The 24,921-nt window shown below is 66.5% G+C and carries 25 protein-coding genes and 1 tRNA gene; 14 read left to right on the top strand and 12 right to left on the bottom strand.

Going from position 1 to position 24,921, the window contains the following annotated elements:
* Positions 1 to 10: 10 nt before the first annotated feature.
* Positions 11 to 1,333 (bottom strand): ATP-binding protein, encoded by a 1,323-nt coding sequence (locus FYJ91_RS09645; RefSeq protein ID WP_149522028.1) that lies wholly within the window; start codon positions 1,331 to 1,333, stop codon positions 11 to 13.
* Positions 1,330 to 2,040, bottom strand: a complete 711-nt coding sequence (locus FYJ91_RS09640; RefSeq protein WP_149522027.1) for a response regulator transcription factor — start codon at positions 2,038 to 2,040, stop codon at positions 1,330 to 1,332. Before FYJ91_RS09640 ends, FYJ91_RS09645 begins: the two co-directional genes overlap by 4 nt.
* A 257-nt stretch (positions 2,041 to 2,297) precedes the next feature.
* Here FYJ91_RS09640 and FYJ91_RS09635 point away from each other — a divergent pair, with 257 nt between their 5' ends.
* The 3 genes from FYJ91_RS09635 (at position 2,298) to FYJ91_RS09625 (ending at position 4,779) form a co-directional block, all read left to right on the top strand.
* Positions 2,298 to 2,567, top strand: coding sequence for a hypothetical protein (locus tag FYJ91_RS09635; protein ID WP_149522026.1), 270 nt, complete (start codon positions 2,298 to 2,300; stop codon positions 2,565 to 2,567).
* A 246-nt stretch (positions 2,568 to 2,813) separates the two neighbouring features.
* The gene (locus tag FYJ91_RS09630; RefSeq protein WP_149522025.1) at positions 2,814 to 3,728 is read left to right on the top strand and encodes an SDR family NAD(P)-dependent oxidoreductase; all 915 of its coding nucleotides are present in this window, start codon (positions 2,814 to 2,816) and stop codon (positions 3,726 to 3,728) included.
* A gap of 55 nt (positions 3,729 to 3,783) precedes the next feature.
* Complete coding sequence (locus FYJ91_RS09625) at positions 3,784 to 4,779, top strand: alpha/beta hydrolase (RefSeq protein ID WP_246152547.1); 996 nt, start codon at positions 3,784 to 3,786, stop codon at positions 4,777 to 4,779.
* 135 nt (positions 4,780 to 4,914) lie between these two features.
* Here the strand turns inward: FYJ91_RS09625 and FYJ91_RS09620 are convergent, their stop codons facing one another.
* The 5 genes from FYJ91_RS09620 to ahcY form a co-directional block, all read right to left on the bottom strand.
* Positions 4,915 to 5,673, bottom strand: a complete 759-nt coding sequence (locus FYJ91_RS09620; protein WP_149522023.1) for a nucleotidyltransferase family protein — start codon at positions 5,671 to 5,673, stop codon at positions 4,915 to 4,917.
* A complete protein-coding gene (locus FYJ91_RS09615) occupies positions 5,670 to 6,629 on the bottom strand; it encodes an aminoglycoside phosphotransferase family protein (protein ID WP_149522346.1) in 960 nt (319 codons plus the stop codon). Before FYJ91_RS09615 ends, FYJ91_RS09620 begins: the two co-directional genes overlap by 4 nt.
* Complete coding sequence (gene tsaE / locus FYJ91_RS09610; protein WP_149522022.1) at positions 6,626 to 7,066, bottom strand: tRNA (adenosine(37)-N6)-threonylcarbamoyltransferase complex ATPase subunit type 1 TsaE; 441 nt, start codon at positions 7,064 to 7,066, stop codon at positions 6,626 to 6,628. Before tsaE ends, FYJ91_RS09615 begins: the two co-directional genes overlap by 4 nt.
* Positions 7,066 to 9,435, bottom strand: a complete 2,370-nt coding sequence (locus FYJ91_RS09605) for a sensor histidine kinase (RefSeq protein WP_149522021.1) — start codon at positions 9,433 to 9,435, stop codon at positions 7,066 to 7,068. The genes tsaE and FYJ91_RS09605 overlap by 1 nt, the downstream gene beginning before the upstream one ends.
* Before the next feature lie 172 nt (positions 9,436 to 9,607).
* Positions 9,608 to 11,029, bottom strand: coding sequence for an adenosylhomocysteinase (gene ahcY / locus FYJ91_RS09600; protein WP_149522020.1), 1,422 nt, complete (start codon positions 11,027 to 11,029; stop codon positions 9,608 to 9,610).
* 224 nt (positions 11,030 to 11,253) lie between these two features.
* Here ahcY and FYJ91_RS09595 point away from each other — a divergent pair, with 224 nt between their 5' ends.
* The 6 genes from FYJ91_RS09595 (at position 11,254) to FYJ91_RS09570 (ending at position 16,241) form a co-directional block, all read left to right on the top strand.
* The gene (locus FYJ91_RS09595; protein WP_149522019.1) at positions 11,254 to 11,910 is read left to right on the top strand and encodes a PepSY-associated TM helix domain-containing protein; all 657 of its coding nucleotides are present in this window, start codon (positions 11,254 to 11,256) and stop codon (positions 11,908 to 11,910) included.
* A gap of 13 nt (positions 11,911 to 11,923) precedes the next feature.
* A complete protein-coding gene (locus tag FYJ91_RS09590; RefSeq protein WP_149522018.1) occupies positions 11,924 to 12,427 on the top strand; it encodes a DUF2271 domain-containing protein in 504 nt (167 codons plus the stop codon).
* Positions 12,428 to 12,444: 17 nt separating this feature from the next.
* The gene (locus tag FYJ91_RS09585) at positions 12,445 to 13,263 is read left to right on the top strand and encodes a DUF4198 domain-containing protein (protein ID WP_246152546.1); all 819 of its coding nucleotides are present in this window, start codon (positions 12,445 to 12,447) and stop codon (positions 13,261 to 13,263) included.
* 77 nt (positions 13,264 to 13,340) lie between these two features.
* The gene (locus FYJ91_RS09580) at positions 13,341 to 14,306 is read left to right on the top strand and encodes an FAD:protein FMN transferase (RefSeq protein WP_246152578.1); all 966 of its coding nucleotides are present in this window, start codon (positions 13,341 to 13,343) and stop codon (positions 14,304 to 14,306) included.
* Positions 14,306 to 15,679 (top strand): sulfite reductase subunit alpha, encoded by a 1,374-nt coding sequence (locus tag FYJ91_RS09575; protein WP_149522016.1) that lies wholly within the window; start codon positions 14,306 to 14,308, stop codon positions 15,677 to 15,679. Before FYJ91_RS09580 ends, FYJ91_RS09575 begins: the two co-directional genes overlap by 1 nt.
* A 94-nt stretch (positions 15,680 to 15,773) precedes the next feature.
* Complete coding sequence (locus tag FYJ91_RS09570; RefSeq protein ID WP_149522015.1) at positions 15,774 to 16,241, top strand: DUF1203 domain-containing protein; 468 nt, start codon at positions 15,774 to 15,776, stop codon at positions 16,239 to 16,241.
* Here the strand turns inward: FYJ91_RS09570 and FYJ91_RS09565 are convergent, their stop codons facing one another.
* From FYJ91_RS09565 to FYJ91_RS09550, 4 genes are read right to left on the bottom strand one after another with little or no spacing between them, the layout of a single operon-like run.
* Complete coding sequence (locus tag FYJ91_RS09565) at positions 16,242 to 16,469, bottom strand: ribbon-helix-helix domain-containing protein (RefSeq protein WP_149522014.1); 228 nt, start codon at positions 16,467 to 16,469, stop codon at positions 16,242 to 16,244. It lies immediately after the preceding gene.
* 14 nt (positions 16,470 to 16,483) lie between these two features.
* Positions 16,484 to 17,206, bottom strand: coding sequence for an acetoacetyl-CoA reductase (gene phbB, locus FYJ91_RS09560; protein ID WP_149522013.1), 723 nt, complete (start codon positions 17,204 to 17,206; stop codon positions 16,484 to 16,486).
* Positions 17,207 to 17,239: 33 nt separating this feature from the next.
* On the bottom strand, positions 17,240 to 18,229 hold the full coding sequence (hemH, locus tag FYJ91_RS09555; protein ID WP_149522012.1) for a ferrochelatase: 990 nt from the start codon (positions 18,227 to 18,229) through the stop codon (positions 17,240 to 17,242).
* Positions 18,226 to 20,469, bottom strand: coding sequence for a xanthine dehydrogenase family protein molybdopterin-binding subunit (locus FYJ91_RS09550; RefSeq protein ID WP_181008422.1), 2,244 nt, complete (start codon positions 20,467 to 20,469; stop codon positions 18,226 to 18,228). The genes hemH and FYJ91_RS09550 overlap by 4 nt, the downstream gene beginning before the upstream one ends.
* 77 nt (positions 20,470 to 20,546) lie before the next feature.
* Between FYJ91_RS09550 and FYJ91_RS09545 the strand changes: the two genes are divergently transcribed.
* The 4 genes from FYJ91_RS09545 to pgeF all read left to right on the top strand — a co-directional run bounded on the left by FYJ91_RS09545 (position 20,547) and on the right by pgeF (position 23,763).
* The gene (locus FYJ91_RS09545) at positions 20,547 to 20,897 is read left to right on the top strand and encodes a GFA family protein (protein ID WP_149522010.1); all 351 of its coding nucleotides are present in this window, start codon (positions 20,547 to 20,549) and stop codon (positions 20,895 to 20,897) included.
* 101 nt (positions 20,898 to 20,998) lie between these two features.
* Complete coding sequence (gene lgt, locus FYJ91_RS09540) at positions 20,999 to 21,841, top strand: prolipoprotein diacylglyceryl transferase (RefSeq protein WP_149522009.1); 843 nt, start codon at positions 20,999 to 21,001, stop codon at positions 21,839 to 21,841.
* Positions 21,842 to 21,876: 35 nt separating this feature from the next.
* Positions 21,877 to 22,923 (top strand): class I SAM-dependent methyltransferase, encoded by a 1,047-nt coding sequence (locus FYJ91_RS09535; RefSeq protein WP_149522008.1) that lies wholly within the window; start codon positions 21,877 to 21,879, stop codon positions 22,921 to 22,923.
* A 72-nt stretch (positions 22,924 to 22,995) separates the two neighbouring features.
* Positions 22,996 to 23,763, top strand: coding sequence for a peptidoglycan editing factor PgeF (gene pgeF / locus FYJ91_RS09530; RefSeq protein ID WP_149522344.1), 768 nt, complete (start codon positions 22,996 to 22,998; stop codon positions 23,761 to 23,763).
* A gap of 126 nt (positions 23,764 to 23,889) precedes the next feature.
* On the opposite strand, the gene FYJ91_RS09525 is transcribed toward pgeF, so the two are convergent.
* On the bottom strand, positions 23,890 to 24,621 hold the full coding sequence (locus FYJ91_RS09525; protein ID WP_149522343.1) for a DUF1134 domain-containing protein: 732 nt from the start codon (positions 24,619 to 24,621) through the stop codon (positions 23,890 to 23,892).
* 157 nt (positions 24,622 to 24,778) lie between these two features.
* Here FYJ91_RS09525 and FYJ91_RS09520 point away from each other — a divergent pair.
* Positions 24,779 to 24,870 (top strand) — tRNA-Ser (locus FYJ91_RS09520).
* The last annotated feature ends 51 nt before the right edge of the window (positions 24,871 to 24,921 follow it).

Genomic DNA, 24,921 nt, shown 5'->3' with positions numbered 1-24,921 from the left:
TTGGTTGAAATCAGCCGCGCGGCGCCACCGGCAGTTCGATCGTCGCGATCAGCCCGCCTTCGGGCCGGTTGGCGAGGCGTAGCGAACCGGCGTCGCGTTCGGCGATCCGCTTGACGATCGCAAGGCCCAGGCCCAGCCCCTTGGTGTTGCGACCGCGCGCGGGATCGAGCCGGACGAACGGCTCGAGCGCCTCGGCCAGCCGCGCCTCAGGAATGCCCGGGCCGTCATCGGACACGCGGAAGCGCATGACCTCACCCTCGCGCTCCAGCGAAATCTGGACGTTGCGGCCATAATGGAGCGCATTGTTGGCGAGGTTGCCCAGCGCACGCTTCAGGTCGACCGGGCGCACCATCGCCTCCAGCGTCTCGGGCCCTTCATACCGGATCCGGTGCCCCTGATCGGCGAGGTCATCGACGATCGTCTCGGTCATGATCGCGACGTCGACGCGCGCACGCGGCTCGGGATCGCTCTCTCCGCCCAGATAGGCGAGCAGGGACGCGACCATGCCCTCCATCTCGGACGCGTCGTCGTGCATCGCATCGCGGGTCGTGGGATCGGACAGCGTGTCGATCCGCAGCTGCAGCCGGGCGATCGGCGTGCGCAGATCGTGGCCGACGGCGGCGAGCGCCTGGGTCCGATCGGCGATCAGGCGATGGATGCGCGCCTGCATCGCGTTGAACGCGCGGATCACGCGCAGCACCTCGCCCGATCCGGTTTCGGGCAAGGGAGTCCATTCACCGAAGCCGATCCGCCCCGCCGCATCGCCCAGCATCTTCATCGGACGCAGCGTCTGGCGGATCAGCAGGCCACCGATCAGCATCAGCCCAACCGCAGGCACCAGCGCGAGCAATATCCGGCCCAGCGCCAGATCCCAGCCGGTCTGCACCTCGTGCATGCCGAAATAGAGCCAAGTACCGTCCGGCAGCGTGAGACCACCGGTGACCACCGTGTTGCGCCCAGGCGACGACAGCTTGAGCCGCAGGTTCGCGGCGGCGAGCGTGGGTTCCCACGCGACGATCTGGCGCTGCATGTCGCCCAGTTCGGCCGCAAGCGGCGGCGGCGGCGGCAGCGACGGCCCCCAGCGCACATCATAGCGATCGGTGGTCAGCAGCCGCGCGATGGCAGGCCGCTCGCGCGTGGGTCGCTCGGAAATCAGCTTGCGCGTGACGACGAGATGCTCGGCTAGGCGATGTGCCTCGTCCTCCCGCAGCGAGAACTGGCTCGCGCGCTCATAGAGCATCGTACTGGTGCAGAACTCGACCGTGATGGTGAGCAGCAGGATGACGAGGATTCGACCCGCGAGCGTCAGCGACGGGCGGACGAAATGTCTCAAACGCGCATGACCTCGGCATTCAGCATGTAGCCGGCGCCGCGCACCGTGGTGATCGGCGCGTGCTGGCCGGCGAGTTGCAGCTTGCGGCGCAGGCGGCTGATCAGCACGTCGATGCTGCGGTCGGACGAATCCCCCAGCCGGTTGCGCGACAGCTCGATCAGGCGCTCACGCGCGATCACGCGCTGCGGATTGTTGAGGAAGCTCGACAGCAGATCGAACTCGGCGCCCGTCAGTTCGACCAGCGCGCCCGTGGGCGAGCGCAGTTCGCGGCGCGGGAAGTTGACGATCCAGCCGTCGAAATGCGCCTCGTTCTGGCGCGCCAGGCCGCCCTGCCGCTCCATGCCGCCACGGCGAAGCACGGCGCGGACGCGCGCGACCAGTTCGCGGGTGCTGAACGGCTTGGGCAGATAATCGTCGGCGCCGAGCTCAAGCCCGATGATGCGATCGGTCTCGCCGCCCTTGGCGCTGATGAAGATGATCGGCACGTCGCTGCGCTGGCGGATCTGGCGGCACAGCTCGATCCCGCTCGTGCCGGGCAGCATGACGTCGAGCAGAACCAGATCGACCGGCCCCGCGCCGAACGCGATCCACATTTCGGGGGCCGATGAGGCCGGACGGACCACATATCCATCTTCCTGCAACGCGCGTGCGGTCAGCATCCGCAGGGGGGGATCGTCCTCGACCAACAGGATCGTGCTCGCCGCCACTGCTTTTATGACCTTCTCAAACGTTACCGGGGTGGGCAGGACTTATGAACGCCTCGTGCGACCGTCAACCACCGCACTGCAGCGAACGAGGGCCTTTCGCTTTCAGCAACAATTTGAAACCGCAGGGCAACTACCACGTCACGACTACGCTAAGATTCGCAAGAAACAGCGACGATTCATTACCAATTCGCGACCATTCAGCAATGTTCGATACCTAGCTTTTCCTCATCCAATCGCCCCGAATGAGGAGTTAAAAAATGATCATCCGTGCCATTTTCTCCGCCGCTCTGATCGCTGTTTCCGCCCCTGCGCTGGCGGGTGGCATCGGCGAGACCCATGAAGTCGTGTCGACTCCGCCGGGTAAGCTGCAGGCGACCGCCTACCGCCCGATCGATCAGAAACATTGCAATGTCGCGCCCAAGTCGCACCCTGCCGGCGGCCGCACGGTGCATCATGGCGAGGCCTATAGCGCCGATACCTGCGCCGAGCACGATGCAGCCCGCGAGGACACCAAAAAGCGCGGTTAACTACCAAAATATCGCATGCGAAACGCCCCTTCGTTCCCCGGAGCGGAGGGGCGTTTTGTTTCTGTGCTCTGCCCGATCATTTCGTTACTCCGCCGCAACCTGCATTGCCCGCGAGGTGCGCGATCGCGACGTCGTCCCCGAATATTGCTGCAGTGGCGGCTACCCTTGACGGGGTAGGGTAAGGCTTGCGCCTCTGCCTAGCCTGATCGCGGCTCAAAGCCGCAAGACCGAGAAAATGGAGAGGATATGGCGATCGATTTTTCCGGCCGCGTGGCGATCGTCACGGGCGCGGGGCGCGGCATGGGGCGCGATATCGCCCTGTCGCTCGCCCGCCGCAATGCACGCGTGCTGGTCAACGATTATGGCGGTGGCGTCTCGACGTTGAATGCCGGCGGGATCGAGGTCGCACAGACCGTCGTCGACGAGATCGCGGCCCTCGGCGGCGAAGCGATCGCCGACGCATCCGACATCGGCGCGGAAGACAGTCCGGCGGCGATCGTCGACAAGGCGTTCTCCGCGTTCGGGCGGGTCGACATCCTCGTCAACAATGCCGGCGGCAATCGCGGCGACACGATCGATGCGCTCGACGATGCGCAAGTGATGGGCCTCCTGCGTACCAACTTCATCGGCGGTTATATGTTGTTGCGCCGCTGCTGGCCGCACATGCGCGATCAGGGTTTCGGGCGGATCGTGAACATCATGTCCTCCGCCATGCTCGGCCGCCCCGGCACCGCCGCCTACGCCGCGGCGAAGATGGGTCTGCTGGGCGTCACCAACGTCGCCGCGATCGAGGGCGAACCCTATGACATCCGCGTCAACGGCGTGCTGCCCGTCGGCAATACCCGCCTCGTCGGCGGGTTGACCGAACAGGCGCTGATCGACTGGATGGCCAATTTCCCGCCGCATCTTGTGGGCGAAGCGGTCGCCTATTTCTGCGCCCCCGAATGCAAGGAAACCGGCGAGTTCTACAGCGTCGGTGCCGGCCGGGTCGCGCGCAACGCGATCTTCAACGCCACCGGCTTCCACGACGCCGCGCTCACCGCCGAAAGCCTCGCCGCCAACATCGGGGCCGCGCGCGACATGACGGACTCCAAGCTGATGCGTCACTCCGCCGATGAAAATGCGAGCTTCTTCAGCGTCGCCCCCTGGCCTCTCGACTAGCCACCGCTGGCACGGCACTCTCCCACTCAGAATCACAAAAGAGCGGAGAGCGAACGTGGCCGATCAGGACTATAAGGGCGTGCGGACCGAAGGGCGGCTCATCCCGCCGCCCGTGTCGATCAGCGCAGAGGCGCGCGCGCATCTCGAAGCGATGGTCGGCCCCGACGGCATCCCCGCCGGCCTGCTCGGCGCCAACCCCTCCCCCGACGACCATCCGGCGTGGCGCGAACTGAAGACGATCGCGAACGCGCGGATCATCGAGATGATGCAGCCGCGCTTCGCCAGCGTAACGTCCACGGTCGAGACGATCGAACTCGGCGGCGCCCGCGTCCATGTCGCAACGCCCGCCAATGCCGGGCCGGACGACCGCGCCTATGTCGATATCCACGGCGGCGCCTTGGTCTATGGCGAGGGCGAGATGTGCCGGATGGGCGCGCAGTTGCAGGCGATGCTCCACGGCGTCCGCGTCTACGGCATCGACTATCGCACCCCGCCCGAACATCCCTATCCCGCCGCGCTCGACGATTGCGTCGGCGCCTATCGTGCGCTGCTCGATCGCTACCGGCCCGATCGGCTGGTGATGGGCGGATCGTCGGCCGGCGGCAATCTGGCCGCCGCGCTGGCGCTGCGGGCGCGCGACGAAGGGCTGCCCCTTCCCGCCAGCCTTTTGCTGATGACGCCCGAAGTCGACCTGACCGAATCGGGCGATACTTTCCAGACGAACCAGCGGCTCGACGTCGTGCTGCCCCGCCCGCTGATGAACACCAACCTGCTCTACGCGGCTGGCCATGACCTGGCCGATCCCTATCTCTCGCCGCTGTTCGGGGACTTCACCAAGGGCTTCCCGCGCACATTGATTCAGGCGGGCACGCGCGACCTGTTCCTGTCCAACGCGGTCCGCATGCACCGCGCGCTACGCCGCGCGAACGTGCCCGTCGAGCTCCACATCTTCGAAGGGATGCCCCATGGCGGCTTCGGCGGCTCATCGCCCGAAGACGCAGAGCTGGCGGGCGAAGTTAAGCGGTTCGTGCGCGAAAGCTGGGGCGCCTAAATCCTCTCCCGGTGGGAGAGGGGACCGCCCTAAGGGTGGTGGAGAGGTATTGGCCGGCAGCGACGCACTTGCGGATAGCTACCCCTCTACCGGCTGCGCCGGTCCCCCTCCCCCTCCGGGGGGAGGATTTGAGATTCAATTCCGTCCCAGCAATTCCTCGGTCTTTCCGATCGATGGCGGGGAGCCGACGTCGAACCAAAGCCCCTGATGGACGACGCCATAAGCCCGCCCCGCCGCGATCGCGCGGTTCCACAGAAGGTTGAACGAGAAGCTGCCCTCCTCCGCCCCCTTGAACAGCCGCTTCGAAACCAGTTGGACGCCCGTATAGACGAACGGCGCGACCTTGGCGGGCCTGCGCCGGGCGATCACGCCGTCGGCGCCCATATGGAAATCGCCCTGCCCGCTATGGCAGTTCGCGCGCGCCAGCGGGACGAGCAACAGCAACGCGTCCATCTGCGCATCGTCCCAGCGATCGACGAGCAGGCGGATCGCGTCGACGGGACCGTCGACCCACAGATTGTCGCTGTTGGCGATCAGGAACGGGTCCGCGTCGATCAGCGGCAGCGCCTTGAGCACGCCCCCGCCCGTTTCGAGCAGCTTGCCGCGCTCGTCCGAGATCGCGATCTCCAGATCGCCCGCCTTGCGCTTCAGATGCGCTTCGAGCGCGTCGGCGAGATAGTGGACGTTCACCACCACCTTGGGGATCCCCGCCGATCGCAGCCGATCGAGGACGTGATCGAGCAAGGACTGTCCCGCCACCTCGACCAGCGGTTTGGGGCGCGTCGCGGTGAGCGGGCGCATCCTCTTGCCGAGGCCGGCGGCGAGCACCATCGCGGCGCCCACCGGCGGCCTGGTGGGGTTGGGCCGAAGCACCAGCTGCTTTTTCGTCGTCATGCGGGCGTATTTTCCCAGGCGGCTGCGCGCTTCGCATAGGGCACATTTGCGTCAAACCAGCGTGCGACCGGCTTCAGCGCCGGGTGCGCCAGATCGCGCTCGAGATAGGCCCAGACGCGCGGCTGATATTGCAGGTAGCGCGGCTTGCCGTCGCGCTTCCACAGCCGCGTGAAGATACCCAGGATCTTGGCGTTCCGCTGCGCACCCAGAACTGCATAAGCTGCGATGTCGATCGGCCGCGACGCCTGATAGCGCCAGAGCATCGCCAGCTCGACCTCCGCCGACACGTCACGCCGCGCGTCCTGCAGCAACGAGACGAGATCATAGGCCGGATGCCCCGCCAGCGCGTCCTGAAAGTCGAGCAGGCCCAGCCGCCCGTCGTCGAGCCGCATGATGTTTTCGGCGTGATAGTCGCGCAACACCGTCACCGACTGGTCCAGCGCGATCGCCCGCAGCACCGCATCCCATGCCGCGCGGTAGCCCGCCTCGTCGACGTCGATGCCGACCGCAGGCGCATACCATTCGGGGAACAGCCCCACCTCGCGCTGATACACCTCCATGTCATAAGGCGGAATCGCGCCCGATGGCTGGCGGTGGAGATCGACGAGCAGGTCGATCGCCTGCTCGTAGAGCGGAAGCTCGAGCGCGGGATCGAGGTCGATCTCCTCCTTCATCCGCGCGTCGCCGAAATCTTCGAGCAGGATCAGGCCAAGGTCGAGATCCTCCGCCAGCACGCGCGGCGCGCGGAATCCGGTCGCATCGAGGTGGCGCGCGATCTGGAGGAAGGGGCGGCTGTCCTCATGTTCGGGCGGCGCGTCCATCAACACCGCGGTCTGCTCCTGGCGCACCACGCGGAAATAGCGGCGGAAGCTCGCATCGCCGGCCAGCGGCACTATCTCTGCGCCGGCCCATCCGTTGCGGGCGAGGAAGTCGGGCGCCGTCGTCGGCGGTATCATTTCGATGGCCATCGGCCTTCCCATGCCGGGGCCGGGGCCCAAGTCAAGCGTCGCCCCTCGCCTTCGGGCTCGATCGAGAGCGCCAGCGCCCCCGGCCAGCCGCGCGATCCGAGCCGATCGGGCCACTCGATCAGCAGCGCGCCGCCATCCGTCGCCTCGTCCAAACCGAGTTCTTCCAGCTCGTCGGGATCCTCGATCCGGTAGAGATCGACGTGCCACAGCGGCAACCGAACCTCGGGCGGATCATAGGTCAGCACGATCGGGAAGGTCGGGCTCGCCACCTCCCCCTCCAGCCCCAAAGCCGCCAGCACGCCGCGCGCGAAGCTGGTCTTGCCCGCGCCCAGATCGCCCGACAGTGTCACGACATCGCCTTCGCGCAGCACCGCGCCCAATGCACGGCCCGCCGCCTCGGTCGCCGCCGGATCTTTCAGAAACATCAGAAGGACGATTCGTCGGGCACGGTACGCGGCAGGCGGATGACGACGACGGTCCCCTGCCCCGGCTCGCTGTCGAGCGTGATCGATCCGCCATGCGCCTCGACCAGTTGGCGTGTCAGCGGCAGGCCGATGCCAATGCTGCGGGATCCGTCCTCGGCGGTGCCGTCGATGCGCGGATAGGCGTCGAAGATGCGCGCCTGCTGATCCGAATCCATGCCGCGCCCGGTATCGGCGACGCGCCAGCTCACCCAATCCTCGTCACCCTCGGCCGTCAGCCGTACCTTGCCGCCAGGGGGGGTATAGAGGATCGCATTTTCGAGCAGATGGTCGAGGATCTGGCGCAGCCGGCGCTCGTCGCCGCGGATCGTGCCGAGTTGCGAGGGCAGTTCGACCTGCAAGGTGATCGGCCGGTCCATCGCGGCCGGCCCCGCTGCCTCCACCGCATCGCGCAGCAATTGTTCGACGTCGACCAGTTCGGCGGTCAGCGGCAGTTGCCCCGCCGCGCCCTGCGTCAGATCGAGCACGTCTTCGATCAGTGAGGCGAGGCGCGCGACCGAGGCCAGAACCGCCTCGACATATTCGCCCGCGCTTTCCGGCAGTTCGCCCGCATAACCACCCGCGAGCATCTCCGTAAAACCCTGGATCGAGGTGAGTGGCACGCGCAGCTCGTAACTCATGTTCGCGACGAACGCGGTCTTGAGCCGATCTGCCTCCTCCAGCGCGTCGGCGCGTTCGCGCAACGCTTCCTCGATCCCGCGGCTCGCGGTGATGTCGAGCAGCGTGAACAGCGCGTTGCCATCGGGCAGCGGCACGACCGCGAAATCGAAATGGCGCCCGTCGGCAAGGCTCAGCCGCCCGCGCTCGCGCTGGCGATCGACCGTGGCGATGCGCACGAGATCGCGGATCTTTTGCGCGCGGCTGGGATCGAGCAGACGCGCGGCGACCTTGTCGACCAGCGCGTCGACCCGCATGTTCTGCGCAAGATCGGTCTCGTCGAGCCCCCACATCTCGGCGAAGCGGTTGTTCCACAAAGTCAGGCGGCCATCCGCCGCGAACACGCCGATAGCCTCGAACAGATTGTCGAACGTGGCGGCGCGCACGCGCAGCAGCGTGTCGCGCGCGCTCGTCAGCTGGATCTGCTCGGTGCGGTCCTCGAACAGCAGCAGCAGCCCGCCATTCGGCAGCGGCTGTGCCACGACGCGGACGTGGCGACCGGCGGGCAGCGTCCAGTTCTCCTCGATCGCGGACACGGCGTTGAACCAGGCCCGGCGATCATTCTTCCAGCCGGGGAAGTCGCGCACTTCGGGCAGGCTCTGCGCGTCGCGCATCCGTTCCAGCACGCGGTCGAATTCGGGCGAGTCCTTCAGCCATTCGGGACGGATCGAGAAGAGGCGCAAGAAATTCTGGTTGTAGAAAACCAGGCTGCGATCCGCCGCGAACTGCGCCACGCCGGCCGACAGATGATCGAACAGGTCGCGCTGCGCCGACTGGAAACTGCCCAGTTCAGTGCGGATCGCCTCCAGTTCCTGCACGTCGACCGCATAGCCCGCGACGCCATGCGCGCCCATCGGAACGTCGACGATGCGCATCATCTTGCGCTGCCCGCCCAGCGTCACCGGCACGATCTGGGTGGAGATGCGGCCGCTTTCGTACGCACGCGCCGCGCTGGGGCTCGGCGCGTCGCCCGATCCGTCGATCAATTCGATTCCGCGCGTCACCACCTGCTCGGCGCTCACCCCCTCGACCGCGGCGACGTAGGCCGAGTTGACGAGCGCGAGCCGCAGGTCCGGCCCACGATGCCACATCGGGAATGGCGCCGCCTCGATCAGCGCGAGGCAGCTGTCGAGCGCATCGCTGATCCGCTCGGCCTCGTCGGAGAGCAGGCGGATCTCGCCCATCGCCTCGCTCTGATCGAACAGCCAGATGAGGAGACCATCGCCCAGCGCGCGCGGCGCAATCCGCCCCTCCGCCATCAACACCCGATCGGTGCCGGCGAGGTGCAGCGCGCGCACGAATGGCCGTCCGGTCGATCTTATGCCTTCGATTTCGGCGCGCAGCGCCTCGGCATCGGCAGCGGCCAAGCCGCCCGCATCGGCGCTGGCCAACGCGTCGAGCGTCGCAGGAACGCTCTGCAGCCCCAGGATCGCGGCGAAGCGGTCTTCCGCGCTGATCCGCCCGTCCGGCCCTACAAGCATGGGCGCGCCCGGGGTCGCGGCAAGCAACGCGGTGAGCCGCTCGATCTCGGCCGCATGCGCGCGGGCGACGACATCGCGCCGCAATCCGATGAAGATCGCCGCGACCGCCGACGCCAGCCACAGCGCGAGCAGCGCCGACAATATGGCCGTCGCGGTGGCGTCGATCTCGATCATGCTGGCTCGCTCGCGGCGGCGGAGGACGCGGTCATGCGCGTTGTCTTAGAGGGAATTGTAAGGCGTGGGAATCGGCTCTGTGCACGAACGTCACGCGCTCCAAAAACGTCATCCCAGCGCAAGCTGGGATGACGAAAAGGTGGGCGGGACGCGAACGCCCCGCCCCCTTGGATCAGTAGCGATAGTGATCCGGCTTGAACGGGCCTTCGGTCGAAACACCGATGTACGAAGCCTGCTTCTCGGTCAGCTTGGTGAGCTTGACGCCCAGCTTGTCGAGGTGAAGCGCCGCCACCTTCTCGTCGAGATGCTTCGGCAGAACGTAGACCTCGTTCTTGTACTTCTCGCCAGCCGTCCACAGCTCGATCTGGGCAAGCGTCTGGTTGGTGAACGAAGCCGACATCACGAACGACGGGTGGCCGGTCGCGCAGCCCAGGTTCACCAGCCGGCCCTTGGCCAGGATGATGATCTGCTTGCCGTCGGGGAACTTCACCAGGTCGGTGCCCGGCTTCACTTCGGTCCAGTCATAGTTCGACAGAGCGGCGATCTGGATCTCGGAGTCGAAGTGGCCGATGTTGCAGACGATCGACATCGGCTTCATCGCGGCCATGTGCTCGGCGGTGATCACGTCGGCGTTGCCGGTCGCGGTGCAGAAGATGTCGGCGCGCTTGACGGCCTCTTCCATCGTCACGACTTCGAAGCCCTCCATCGCGGCCTGCAGGGCGCAGATCGGATCGACTTCGGTCACCATCACGCGGGCGCCGCCGTTGCGGAGCGACTGGGCCGAACCCTTGCCGACGTCACCGAAACCGGCGACGCAGGCGACCTTGCCGGCGAGCATCACGTCAGTGGCGCGACGGATCGCGTCGACCAGCGATTCCTTACAGCCATAGAGGTTGTCGAACTTCGACTTGGTAACGCTGTCGTTGACGTTGATCGCGGGGAAGGGAAGCTCGCCCTTCTTGGCGATCTCATACAGGCGGTGGACGCCGGTGGTGGTCTCTTCCGAAACGCCCTTCAGGTTCTTGACGGTCTGGGTCAGATAACCCGGATACTTCGCCAGGAATGCCTTCAGCGCGCGCTGGAACTCGACTTCCTCTTCGTTCTCCGGCTCGCCGAGCGAAGCGCCGGCTTCGATCTTGGCGCCCCAGAGCGCGAACATCGTCGCGTCGCCGCCGTCATCGAGGATGATGTTGGCGGTGGTGCCGTCGGTGTCGGCGCCCCAGTTGAAGATGTCGCCGACATAATCCCAATAATCGGCCAGGCTCTCGCCCTTGATCGCGAACACGGGAACGCCCGACGCGGCGATCGCGGCGGCGGCATGATCCTGGGTCGAAAAGATGTTGCAGGTCGCCCAGCGGACTTCGGCGCCGAGCGCGGTCAACGTCTCGATCAGCACCGCGGTCTGGATCGTCATGTGGAGCGAACCGGTGATGCGCGCGCCCTTGAGCGGCTGCGACGCGCCGAATTCCTCGCGCAGCGCCATCAGGCCCGGCATCTCGGTCTCGGCGATGTTGATCTCGGCGCGGCCGAATTCGGCCAGGCTCAGATCGGCGATGACATAATCGTTGAAGTCGGTAGCTGCGGCGGTGGCCACGGTCGTCTCCTCGGGACAGCACCGGGCACGGCTCGCCCGGCGGAATGCTGCCCGGATAGAGAGCCAGTGTGACAAATGCAAATATAAAGATATCTTTATATCTGATTTTCACAGAATCCCCACCCACCGGACCCAGCCGCAAATGAGAATGATTATCAAAACTATTGCGAACGTTTCGGACTGGCCCTAATGCGGCGAGACTCCAGACTGGAATTCCGCCAAAAGTGACCGCTCAGCCTGCCGATCCCAAAGCAAACGAATTCGCTGCCCAAGCCCGTCGGGGATTCTGGCTGAAGCATCTGACCCGCTGGCACTGGATCAGCGCGGCGATCTCGATGATCGGGATGGTGTTGTTTTCCTTTACCGGCATCACGCTGAACCACACAGCCGATATCGACGCGAGCCCCAGCAGCGTCCAGAAATCGGTCGTCCTGCCTGCGCCGCTGCTCCGGTCGTTACCGACGAAGCCCGACGGCACGAAGGCGCCGCTTCCCGAAAATGTCCGCAAATGGGCCGCCGATAAGATCGGCGCGCGCCTGCCCGCATCGGCCAATGCCGAATGGTCGGCAGACGAGGTCTATCTGCCCCTGCCCCGCCCCGGCGGCGATGCGTGGCTGTCGATCGACCGCGCGAGCGGCGATGTCAGCTACGAACGCACCGATCGCGGCTGGATCGCCTGGGCGAACGATCTCCACAAGGGCCGCAACACCGGCAAGGCGTGGGCCTGGTTCATCGATATCTTCGCGGTCGCCGCGCTCTTCTTCTCGATCACGGGCCTGGTGCTGCTCCAGATGCATGCGCGCCGCCGTCCCAGTACCTGGCCGCTCGTGGGCTTCGGCCTGCTGCTGCCCGTCCTCATCATCATCCTGTTCATCCACTAAGGGGTAATCGCCGATGCGCCTTTCCTACAGCCTCGCACTCACCGGCATCGCCGTCGCGGCACCCGCGACCGTGACGACCGCCGCGACGATCGACCTGACCGTCACCATCCCGCAGCTCAAGGTCGCCGAATATCACAAGCCCTATGTGGCGATCTTCGTCGAGCAGCCGGGCGGCACCGTTGCGCCGAAGACGCTCGCGGTCTGGTATGATCTGGGCAAGCGCAACAATGCCGGCACCAAGTGGGTCAACGAAATGCGCACCTGGTGGCGCAAGGGCGGCCGCACGATGAAGCTGCCCGCCGACGGCATCAGCGGCGCGACCCACGCACCGGGGCCGGCGAAGGTGACGCTGAACACCGGCGATCTGCCGGTCGGCAAGTATGACCTCGTCGTCGAAGCGTCGCGCGAAGGCGGCGGCCGCGAAGTGGTGCGCCTGCCGATCAACCTCGCCGGTGGCACCGCCAAGGCGGCCGGCACGAACGAACTCGGCGCGGTCACCGCCGTCGTCAAGAAATAAGCTGGGGAGGACCAACCATGATCAAGACGCGGATATTGGCGGCGCTCGGCGCCGTCTCGATGCTCGCTATGTCGGGTGCGGCGCAGGCGCATCACCCGTGGATCCTGCCGTCGAGCACGATCGCTGACGGGCAGGACGCCTGGGTCACGATCGACGTCGGCGTGTCCGAAACCCTGTTCGCCCCCGAACGGCCCGCCCCGCTGACCAACGTCAAGGTCTGGGCGCCGGACGGGACCGAAGTTCCGGTCGAAGGCGGCGTGTCGGGCAAGCAGCGCAGCAGCTTCGACCTGCACCTGACCCAGCAGGGCACCTACAAGATCGTCAACACCGGCGGCGGCGTGATGGGCGGCTACAAGCAGGGCGGCGAAATGAAGCGCCTGCCGCGCGACATCACCCCGGACAAGATCGCATCGTCGATCCCAGCCGACGCCACCGACGTTCGCATCAACGAGATGTCGTCGCGCGTCGAAAGCTTCGTCACCCTCGGCGCGCCCACCGAAGGCGCGGCGTTCAAGCCGACCGGCAAGGGCCTGGAGCTCCAGCCCGTCGGCCATATGAGCGACTTCGTGACCGACGAGCCCGCCAAGTTCCGCTTCCTGGCGGACGGCAAGCCGGCGGCGAACATCGCGGTCACGCTGATCCCCGGCGGCACGCGCTATCGCGACGCTCGCGGCGAGGTCAGCCTGACGACCGATGCCGAAGGCGTGGTCACGATCAAGTGGCCCGGTGCCGGCATGTACTGGCTCGGCGCCTCGGCCAAGGGCGCCCCGACCATCCAGGGTGCGACCGAGCGGCGCATGAGCTATGCTGCGACGATCGAGGTCCTGACCCCCTGACGCTTGCGACCATGACGAACCCTCCGACCCTGACGGAGGCCGAACCAAGGCTACTGATTCCGACGCGCGTGGACCCGATGGTCCTCGCGCGTCGGATGCCCCACGGCCACGTCGTCGATATCGGCGGCGCGACGATGGGGACGCGCTGGTCCGCGCGCCTCGTCCTCATCGATCGATCCGCGGCGGATGCGGTGCACCTGGCGATGGAGCGCGAACTCGCTACGATCGTCGCGGAAATGAGCACATGGGAACCTGCCTCGCTCATATCGCGCTTCAACGCAGCGCCGGCGGGCGGTTGGTTCACGCTGCCCGAACGCTTCTTCACCGTTCTGACGACCGCGTTGGCCATCGCCGAGGCGAGCGACGGCGCGTTCGATCCGACCGCTGGCGCGCTGGTCGATCTGTGGGGCTTCGGCCCGCACGCCATCGATCATCTGCCGGACGACGACGCGATCGCCGCGGCACTGGCCCGCACCGGATGGCAGACGATCGAGATCGATCACGAAGCCCGTCGCGCGCGCCAGCCCGGCGGGGTCTCGCTCGATTTCTCGGGCATCGCCAAGGGTTATGCGGTCGATCGGCTGTCGGGTGTCGCGCGGGAGGCGGGAATCGCCAATCACCTGATCGAGATCGGTGGTGAATTGCGCGGCGAAGGGGTCAAACCCGATGGTCAGCCGTGGTGGGTCGAGCTGGAATCGCATCCCGAAATTGAGAGCGATAACGTGCGCGCAGCGCTTTGCGGATTGTGCGTCGCAACATCGGGAGACTATCGTCGCCACCATGACGTCGGACAGAACCGCCTTGCCCATACGATCGATCCTCGCACCGGTCGCCCGGCCGCCCGTGGCATCGGATCGGCCTCGGTGATGGCGGTCGACTGCATGACGGCCGATGCCGAGGCGACGGTGCTGAGCCTGCTCGCGCCCGAGGCTGCGCTTGCCTATGCCGATCGCCGCGGGCTCGCCGCGCGTCTGCTCGTTTCGAGCGATTGTGACGGAAATGAAATGTTTTCGGCACCCGCCCGTGCCATGCTGGACGCGTGATGGAATTGGAACTGCAGCAATTTGCCTGGGCGGGCGCCGCAATCTCGGCCTGGGCTGCGCTCACGCTCGGCATATACATCCGCACGCAATTCCAGCGGCGCGATGCTGAGCCCGCCGAAGTCCCGGTCGACGATACGAGCGAACCCGCGACCTTGGTGCTGTGGGCAAGCCAGACGGGCTTCGCCGAGGATCTGGCGCTGCGCACCGGGCGTGCGCTGCGCGATGCGGGCGTCAACACCCGCATCCTGCCGTTGGCGACCATCACCAACGATCAGATCGTCGGCACGAAAGCCGCGCTGATCATCGCCAGCACCACCGGAGAGGGCGATGCCCCCGACGGCGCCGATCGCTTCCTTCAGCGCGATCTACCCGCGCTCCAGGGCCTCGAATATGCCCTGCTCGCGCTGGGCGACAGCAGCTACGTCAATTATTGCGGCTTCGGCCACAAGCTCGATCGCTTGCTTCGCGCGAAGGGCGCGCATCCGCTCACCGATATGATCGAGGTCGACAATGGTGATGTCGGCGCGCTCCACCATTGGCAGCAGCAGCTCTGGCTGTTCGGCGGTTCGCGCGCCGAGCCCGATTGGGCGCCGCCGGAATATGGCGCGTGGCGCCTCGTTCGTCGCGACCATCTCAATCCAGGCAGCGCGGGGAAGCCCGCTTATCATATCCGGCTCGAGCCGCAGGGCGACCTGCCCAACTGGATCCCCGGCGCGATCGCCGAAATCTACCCCGGCCCCGCCGAACCGATCCTGACCGGGGGCGAGGCGCCCACCCTACCCCACCGCGAATATTCGATCGCCTCCTTGCCCGGCGATGGCGGAATCGAACTGGTCATCCGGCTGCGCCATCTTGAAGACGGCACCTACGGCCTCGGCTCCGGCTGGCTGTGCAACGAAGCGCCGATCGGCGCGGCGATCGGCATGCGCCTGCGCGCGAACAGCGGCTTCGCGCCGCCTGCCGACGACGTGCCGATGATCCTGATCGGCAACGGCACCGGCATCGCCGGCTTGCGCGCGCATATCAAGGCGCGACCTGCGGGCACCCGCAACTGGCTGATCTTCGGCGAACGCAACAGCGCGCATGACAGCCTGCTCGGCACCGAAATCGCCGAATGGATCGCCAGCGGCCATCTCGAACGCTGCGACCTCGTCTTCTCGCGCGATGGCGAAGGCCCCCGCTACGTCGCCGACCAGATCGACGTCGCGCAGGACGAGATTCTCACATGGGTGATGGCCGGCGGCGCGATCTACGTCTGTGGCAGCCTGTCGGGCATGGCCGGCGACGTCGACACCACCCTCGCCCGCATCCTCGACCGCGAGATCCTCGACGACCTGGTCGATCAGGGCCGCTATCGGCGCGACGTATACTGAGGGGGCTTCGCCCACTCGCATTTCGAGGACAAGAAGCGGGACGCCCAGGAGGCCGCCGGGCGCCATATCCGGGCCCCAATCTATGGAGCCTCGCATGTCCTTCCGCCTATCGGGCCTCGACCCTGCCCCCTTCCGCCATCTCTACGGCCTGACCGACGAAGCCCTCGCGGAGCACGGCGCGCGCCGTTATGTCGTCGACACCGCACCGGGCTTTCCCGACCGCGTCGAGATGCGCGACCTGCTGCCGGGCGAACATGCGATCCTGATCAATCATGTCCACCAGCCTGCCGACACCCCCTATCGCGCCAGCCACGCGATCTTCGTGCGCGAAGGCGCCAGGACGGCGTGGTCGGAAATCGATACCATCCCCCACGCACTGCGTATCCGCCCGATCTCGCTGCGCGCTTTCGACGACGATCACGAGATGGTCGACGCCGATCTCATCGATGGCTGCGACATCGAAGCCCTGATCACCCGCTTCCTCGCCAATCCCGACGTGGCCTACCTCCACGCCCACTATGCCAAGCGCGGCTGCTACGCCGCCCGCATCGATCGGGCGTGATCAAATCCTCGCACTCACTCGTCGGAACAACCACACCCGTATCGCGCTCGCGAGGTTCGGCAGGTCGTCCTGCTCGATCCGTTCGACATCGATCCGCGCGACCAGTGCGTTGAGGGGGAGGCCCTCTTCCTCCGCCGCGCGGACCAGCGCGTCCCAGAAAACGGGTTCGAGCGTGATCGAGGTCGAATGGCCCGCAATGCTGACCGATCGTTTGACCGGGCCGGCCATATCGACGCCCCCGATCAATACATGTGCTGGCCGCCGTTGATCGACATGGTCGATCCCGTGATGAAACCCGCATCCTCGCCGCACAGGAAGGTCACGCCGCGCGCGATCTCGTCCGCATGGCCCAGGCGGCCGACCGGCACCTTCGCGACGATCTTTGCCAGCACGTCGGCGGGGACGGCGGCGACCATGTCGGTGTCGATATAGCCCGGCGCGATCGCGTTGACGGTGACGCCCGCCTTCGCGCCTTCCTGCGCCAGCGCCTTGGTGAAGCCGTGGATGCCCGATTTGGCGGCGGCATAGTTGACCTGGCCATATTGGCCCGCCTGCCCGTTGACCGATCCGACATTGACGATCCGGCCCCAGCCACGCGACCGCATGCCCAGGAACACCGCCTTGGCCATGTTGAAGCAGCCGCCCAGATTGACGTCCATCACCTCTTTCCAATCCTGATAGGTCATTTTCAGGATCGTGCCGTCGCGGGTGATACCAGCATTGTTGACCAGGATATCGACCGGGCCGACCTCGCCCTCGATCTGTTCGACATTCGACTGGCAGCCATCGAAATCGCCGACGTTCCACTTGCGGGCGATGATGCCCGTGCGTTCGGAGAATTCCTGCGCCTTGGCATCGTTGCCGGCATAGTTGGCGACGACGGTGACGCCCTTCTTCTGCAGGGCGACACTGATCGCCTCACCGATACCGCGAGTTCCCCCGGTAACGATTGCGACCCGTGCCATATTCACTCTCCCGCTATGCGATTCGAACCGAGATTAAGAGGGCGCGAGCCAGCCATCAAGCTCACGAGTCAAGAGAATTTCGAGCATTTCCAGACCCGCAGCCCCATCGTTGAGACAAGGCATGTAGGCAAAGTTTGTTCCACCCGCGGAAAGAAAAGTCTCGCGCCCGCGGATCGCGATTTCCTCGAGCGTTTCCAGGCAGTCGGCGGAAAAGCCAGGCGCGAACAGCGCAACCTTCCTCACCCCCTGCCCCGGCAATGCTGCGAGGGTCGTATCGGTGGCAGGCTCTAGCCATTTGGCGCGTCCAAACCGTGACTGGAAGGTTACATTTAGCGGACGGCCAAGCGCCTCCCCCAGGAGCCGCGCGGTCTCAAGGCATTGATCGGCATAGGGATCGCCCAGCGTTCGGGTCCGCTCGGGCATGCCGTGGAAGCTCGCGACCAGCGCGTCGGGCGTGAAGTCCAGCGCGGCGAGGCTTGCCTCCACCGACGCCTTGAGCGCGCCGATATAGGCGGGGTCGTCATAATAAGATGGCAGCGTACGGATCGCGGGTTGCCAGCGCATCTTGCCCAGCGCCGCGAACGCCGCATCCTGCACGCTTGCGGTCGTTGCCCCGCAATATTGGGGATAGAGCGGCGCGATCAGGATCCGGTCGCATCCCGCCGCCTTCATCGCCTCCAGCCGATCGCCGATCGCGGGATTGCCGTACCGCATCGCATAATCGACGACGAGACGGTCTCCGAAATGTTCGGCGATCGCGCTCGTCTGCCGCTTCGTGATCGCGGCGAGCGGAGATCCCTCATCGGTCCACACCTGTTGGTAGGCGTGCGCCGACTTCCTGGGCCGGGTGTTGAGGACGATTCCGCGCAGGATCGGCTGCCACACGATCGCGGGGATCTCCACCACGCGGCGATCCGACAGGAATTCCGCCAGATAGCGCTTCACCGCAGGCGCGGTCGGCGCGTCGGGCGTGCCGAGATTGACGATCAGCAGGCCGATCCGGCCCGAACCAGTCCGGTTCATGCGTCGGCCAGTCGCAACGGCAGGTTGCGCAGGCGCTTGCCCGTCGCCGCGAAGATCGCATTGGCAATGGCCGGCGCTACCGGCGGCACCGCGATCTCGCCCACACCGCCCGCCGGATGCGCGGACTCGATCAGTTCGACCCGTATCTCGGGCGTATCGGTCAACATCGGCAGCCCCAGTGCGTCGAAACTCTGCGCGGTCACCATCCCCTCATTCAACTCGACCGGCGATCCGAAGGCGTTGGACAGGCCGAAGACGATCCCGCCCTCGATCTGCTGCAGCACGATATCGGGGTGGATCACATGGCCGCAATCGACCGCAGCGCTCACGCTCAGCACCTTCACCCCCTGATCCGCCGTCACCTCGACCTCGACCATCATCGCGACATGGCTTCCGAAGCAGCTGTGGACCGCGATCCCCTGCCCCACGCCCGGCTGCCCGCCCTGCCAGCCGCCGAGCGCCGTCGCCGTCGTCAGGCAATGCGCAAGGCGCGGCGCGCCCGACAGCGTCGCCATGCGAAAGGACAAAGGATCGAGCCCCGCCTGCTGCGCGAGTTCGTCGGCGAAGCTTTCGTTGAAGAAGGCGGTGTAGCTGTTGGCGACCGATCGCCACACGCCCGTCCCCACCCCGATCGCCGCCGCGGCATGGCTCACGGCCAGCGCGGGTGTCGCATAAGGCGGGGTCGCACCCTCGATCGCGCCGCTTTCGGGCTTGGCATCGGCATCGCCCGTCAGGCGCAATCGGCCCATCATCTCAGCCTGGGTCGCAGGCGCGGCGATGGTCGCCTCCCACCCCGCGATCGTCCCGCCCGGGCCGATCCGGCCGCGCAATCGGCCGAGCGCAGGCGGTCGGAAGCGGCTGAGGTGGATATCCTCGCGCCGAGGATAGACGAGCTGGACGGGCTTGCCCGCCTTCTTCGCGATGATCGCCGCTTCGCACGCCGCATCAATCTCGACCTTGCGACCGAAGCCGCCGCCGACGAGCGTGGGATACAGCGTCACCAGCCCCTCATCCATTCCCATCGTCTTGGCAACGCCCGCGCGGCACAGCCCGGCCGCTTGGGTCGGCACCCACACTTCCAGCCGATCGCCGGTGAAGCGCGCGGTCGCGGTCAGCGTCTCCATCGGCGCGTGGGCGAGCATCGGCACCGAATAGGTGGCGGTCACGACGTTCGTGCCGCTGAGCGCGCTCTCGATCTCGCCGCGTTCGACGAACCGCTTCGCCCCGCCACCCCCATTGAGCGTGGCATCGAGCGCAGCCTTGAGAGCGCGCGCGATCGTGATGTTGTTCGGGCGCGGGCCTGCGGTTTCGAATTCGACCTGGAGCTTCTGTAGCCCGCTGTCCGCCGCCCACCAGTTGATGCCGATCACCGCTATGAAATGCGGATCGATCACCACGCCCGCGACGCCCGGGGTCGCCTCTGCATCGGCCAGCACATATTTGGCCGGCTTGCTGCCGCCGTAGGGGCCGTGCGCGATCGAAGCGTAGAGCATCCCCGGCAGGCGCACGTCCGCGCCGAAGCGCGCCGATCCATCGACCTTCGACGGCAGATCGAGCCGCGGCACCGATGTGCCCACGATCGTCCGCTCGGCGGGCTCGCGCAGCGGTACCGGATCGGGCGGCGTCATACCCGCCGCCTCGGCCGCCAGATCGGCAAAGCGCAGCCGATCCTCGCCGCGCACGACGAATCCGTCCTTGGTGTCGCACGCCGCCCAGTCGATCCCCCACCGCTTCGCCGCGACCATGCACAGCAGCGAGCGGGCAACCGCCCCCGCCTCGCGCAGCGGCGCTTCGAACGCGCGGATCGATGTGGAGCCGCCCGTCAGGATCAGGTTTCCGCGCATCGCAATCTCGCGCGCCGCCCAGTGCGCGACCCCGCCCAGGAAACTCGGCACCCTGCCCGCCATCGCCTCTTCGATGATGAAGCTGTTCGCGTAGACGGGCGATACCGGCGCGGGCTCGACCCCCACGGTGCGCCAGTCGGCGCCCAGCTCGTCGGCCAGGATCTGCGGCAGCGAGGTGTAGACCCCCTGCCCCATCTCCGCCTGCGGCACCGCGACGACCACGCGCCCGTCCGCGCCGATCTTGAGGAACGCGCCAAAGATCGTCTCGCCGGGGGCGGCGGTCAGGTCGCTGCGATAGGTGCGCGGCCACAAGGTCCAGCCGACGACGAGCCCCGTCGCCACGCCGCCGCCGATCAGCAGCCTGCGCCGCGTGATCCCCTTCCTCTCCGTTACCATTTTCTCGGATGCTTGCCCGTGCATCGGCGCATGATAGGAGGGGGCATCGTCCAAAGGAAGCGCGGAGGTGCAGTGACATGGCCTATTCGGGAAGCTGCCATTGCGGTGCGGTGTCGTTCACGGTCGACGCGGAGCCACCGACGCAGGCGATCAGCTGCAACTGCTCGCACTGCCGCGCCAAGGGCTTTCTGCTGACGTTCGTGCCCGTCGACCAGTTCACGCTGACGTCGAGCGAGGAAACGCTCAAGAGCTACGAATTCTATAAACACCGCATCGAACACCGCTTCTGCACGTCGTGCGGTACCCAGCCCTTCGCCCACGGCAAAGGCCCCGACGGCTCCGAAATGCGCGCGATCAACCTGCGCTGCGTGCCGAGCGTCGACCTCGATGCACTGGAACTGCAGAAGTACGACGGGGCGAAGCTCTAACCGTGCGTAGCCCCGGCGGAGGCCGGGGCGACGACTTCCCTTCCCCCCGCCCCCTTGCGAGGCTATGCCCCTCCCCAACCATATCCTCGGGGACGCCCCTCTTGATCCTGCAAATTCTGGCCGACGCGAGTTCGGCGATCCGTTTTACCGATCTCGGGCTCGATCCGATCGCGCTGTCGATCGGGCCGGTCGCGATCCGATGGTATTCGCTCGGCTATATTGCCGGGATCATGATCGGCTGGTGGTATCTGACCAAGCTGATCGCGCAGCCCAATGCGCCGATGGCGCGGCGACATGCCGATGATTTCGTCTTCTATGCGACGCTGGGCATCCTGCTGGGCGGGCGCGTGGGCTATGTTCTGTTCTATCAGCCCGAACTGCTGCAGAATCCGATCGAGGTGCTCAAGCTCTGGCAGGGCGGCATGTCGTTCCACGGCGGCGCGTTCGGCACCTTCCTCGCGATCGTTTACCTCGCGAAGAAGAATGGGCTGAGCGTGCTGCGGTTCGGCGATTATGTCGCGTGCTGCGGGCCGTTCGGATTGTTCTTCGTGCGCATCGCCAACTTCATAAACGGCGAGCTGTGGGGCCGGCCGACCGACGTGCCATGGGCGGTGATCTTCCCCGACGCGCCCGACGCGCTGCCGCGGCACCCGAGCCAGCTTTACGAAGCGGGCCTCGAAGGGATCGTGCTGTTCTGCGTCCTCTCCTTCCTGTTCTGGCGCACCGACGCGCGGCTGAAGCCGGGCATGCTCGGCGGTGTGTTCCTGCTCGGCTATGGCATGATCCGCTTCGGGCTGGAATTCGTGCGCGAACCCGACGTTCAGCTGGGCACGCTCAGCTGGGGGCTGACGATGGGGCAGACGCTGACCGTGCCGATGCTGGTCGGCGGCGCGTACCTGATCCTCACCTCGGGCAAGCGGAAGCTCGTTTCGGTCGCCAATTAACCATTTAGCGACCTGTATCTGCTAAGGCGCTTCGCATGGAGAGCCCTGCCGAACTGGCGGAACGGCTGATCGCGCGGATCACCGCCGACGGACCGATCCCCGTCGCCGACTATATGGATGCGGCGAACAGCGTCTATTACGGGTCGCACGATCCTTTTGGGGTGAAGGGCGATTTCATCACCTCGCCCGAGATCAGCCAGATGTTCGGCGAGCTGATCGGCATATGGATCGCGGACCTGTGGACCCGAGCGGGCAAGCCCGACATCGCCTATGTCGAACTCGGCCCCGGCCGCGGGACGCTCGCCGCCGACGCGCTGCGCGCGATGCGATCGCAGGGGCTGGAGCCGCCGGTCCACTTCGTCGAGACCAGCCCGGTGCTGCGCAAGCTGCAGGCCGAACGCGTCCCCCACGCCACCTGGCATGACGACGTCCGCACCCTGCCCGATGACGTGGCGCTGACCATCATCGCCAACGAATTCTTCGACGCGCTCCCGTACCGCCAGTACATCATGACCTATGGCGGCTGGCGCGAACGCTGCGTGGGCCTGGACGAAGAGGGCTTCCGATCGGTGCCCGGCGACGAGCCGACCGAGGATCGCGTGCCCGATCACCTGCACGGCGCGGTCGCGGGCAGCATCTACGAGACATCGCCGATCGGCCTCGACATCGCCCAGCGGCTCGCGCGGCGGATATCGGCGCAGGGCGGCGCCCTGCTCGCGATCGACTATGGGCACGAGGATTATGACGCCGGCGATACACTGCAGGCTCTCAACGCACATGCTTATGCCGATGTGTTCGCCAATCCGGGCGCGAACGATCTGACCGCGCATGTCGATTTCACCGCGCTGGGCCAGGCCGCGCAGACCGGTGGCGCGCGGGTGCATGGGCCGGTGAGCCAGGCGTTCTTCCTCTCGACCCTCGGCCTCGCCGCGCGCGCCGCAGCACTCGGCCGGCTCCACCCCGATCGGATCGACGATATCGGCATGGCCCATCGCCGGCTGGTGAACGAGGAAGAGATGGGCACCCTGTTCCGCGCGCTCGCGATGATCGCGCCGAAATGGCCCAACCCGGCGGGGTTCTGACCTCCTTGATCCGCCCCCTGGCGGGGGAGGATTTAGGTGGGCTGGCAAACCAAGCCCGCCTATAGTGAAGACATGCAGCCCCGCCCCATCCACGTTCCGCTCCTCGCCCACACGCCGCACGGCTTTCTCGGCCGCGAAGGCGGGGTTTCGACCGGGATACACGCCGGCCTGAACGTAGGACTTGGATCGGATGACGATCGCGACGCGATCCACGAGAATCGCCGCCGCGTGATCGATGCGGTGACACCAGGGCGCACGCTCGTCACCGTCCACCAGGTCCATTCGCCCGACTGCGTGGTGGCCGAATCCTGGGCCGACGATGCCCGCCCGCATGCCGATGCGATCGTCACCGACAATCCCGATTTCCTGATCGGCATCCTCACCGCCGACTGCGTGCCCGTCCTGTTCGCCGATCCCGGACGCAACATCGTCGGCGCGGCGCATGCGGGCTGGAAGGGCGCGATCACGGGCGTCACCGACCGGACGATCGAAGCAATGGAGAAACTCGGCGCGCGGCGCGACTGCATCGTCGCCGCGGTCGGCCCGTGCATCGCGCGGGCGAGCTATGAGGTCGACGACGGTTTCGTCCGCCGCTTCGGCGAGGACGATCCGGCCAACGAACGCTTCTTCGCCGAAGGCCGCCGCGCGGGCCACGCCCAGTTCGACATCGAGGCTTATGTCGTCCACCGCCTCGCCATCGCCGGGCTCAGCCGCATCGTCGCGCTGGGGGAGGACACCTATGCGCAGGAAGACCGCTTCTTCAGCTTCCGCCGGGCCACGCATCGCGGCGAGAGCGGCTATGGGCGACAGATTTCGGTGATCGGGGTTGCGGCTGTTTGATTAGCCCTCAGACGCCGGGCGGGCGGCATCCGCCGCCCTTGGCTTCCTCGCAATAAGCTCGGGCGCGCGTTCGCGCTTGCGGGCCTCAGCGGCCCGATATACCCACTCGTAGGAGAGTAGCCGCCGTCAGAACGGCAGCCACTTCGATTCCTTAGTGATGTTCATATAGCCGACGTTGACGCCGAGCCGCCAGCCGACGCCCAGCCGGATCGGGATCAGCACGACATCCCCGCGGCGCAGATAGCTCGCGGTGAAGCCGCCGATCACATAGGCTGTCCCCTCCGCGGCGGGGAAGCGGTGAAACAGGTCTCCGCTGTCGTAGAGATTATAGACCAGCACGAAGCTTTTGGCGCCGTTCGCGCCGAAATCGAAGCCGAGCGACGGTCCGGTCCAATAGACCGGCATCTGCCCCTCGACCTTGTGGAACAACGTGCCCGAACCATAACGCAGGCCCACCACGACCGCGCCGCCGACCTCGCGGCCCGCAATATAGGCGTTGGGCCGGCCTTGATCCTTCAGGACTTTCTCGATCATCCGGGCGAGCCCTTCGGCACCCTTGCCGAACACGCCCTCGGCGGCGGCGACGACATCGTCTTGCGCATATGTGCCGTTTTCGGAGGCCTGCGCGGCATCAGCGCGCAGCGTGCTGGCGGGGGCGACGGCGGGTGCAGCCTCCGCAGTCGCCGCAGCTTCGACGGTTGACGGGGGTGCAGCCGGCTCGCCCTGCTCCACCGGCGCCAGATCGGCCTGCGCGGCGGCATTGGGATCGACCGTCTTCACAGCCTGCGCAGCAACAGGCGCGAGCGGCAGGGCCAGCGCCGACAGCAGGGCGATCCCTGCAATCCTGAACCGCGACATCGCCCCCATCGTCATTCTCCAACCGTGATCGGGGGCGACCTTATCCGCGTTCCGCCTGTCGCTGCAATGAACGAGCGCCGAGCGGAGTTTCCAGCGAGTCAGAAGGGCTGTTGATCCCGCCCCCTCTCCCGGTTATAGCGCCCCCTCTGCCGTTCCCGGACACGTGGGTGAGTGGCTGAAACCAACGGTTTGCTAAACCGTCGTACCCTGAATAGGGTACCCCGGGTTCGAATCCCGGCGTGTCCGCCAGCATTGCATCAATCGATGCTGAATGCCGCCCCTCCGCAGAGGCCGTCGCGC

The organism is Sphingomonas montanisoli (genome assembly GCF_008274695.1).
Classification (GTDB): Bacteria; Pseudomonadota; Alphaproteobacteria; order Sphingomonadales; family Sphingomonadaceae; genus Rhizorhabdus; species Rhizorhabdus montanisoli.
The sequence above is the reverse complement of the archived record's forward strand: the minus strand, read 5'-3'. Positions and strand labels throughout refer to the sequence as shown.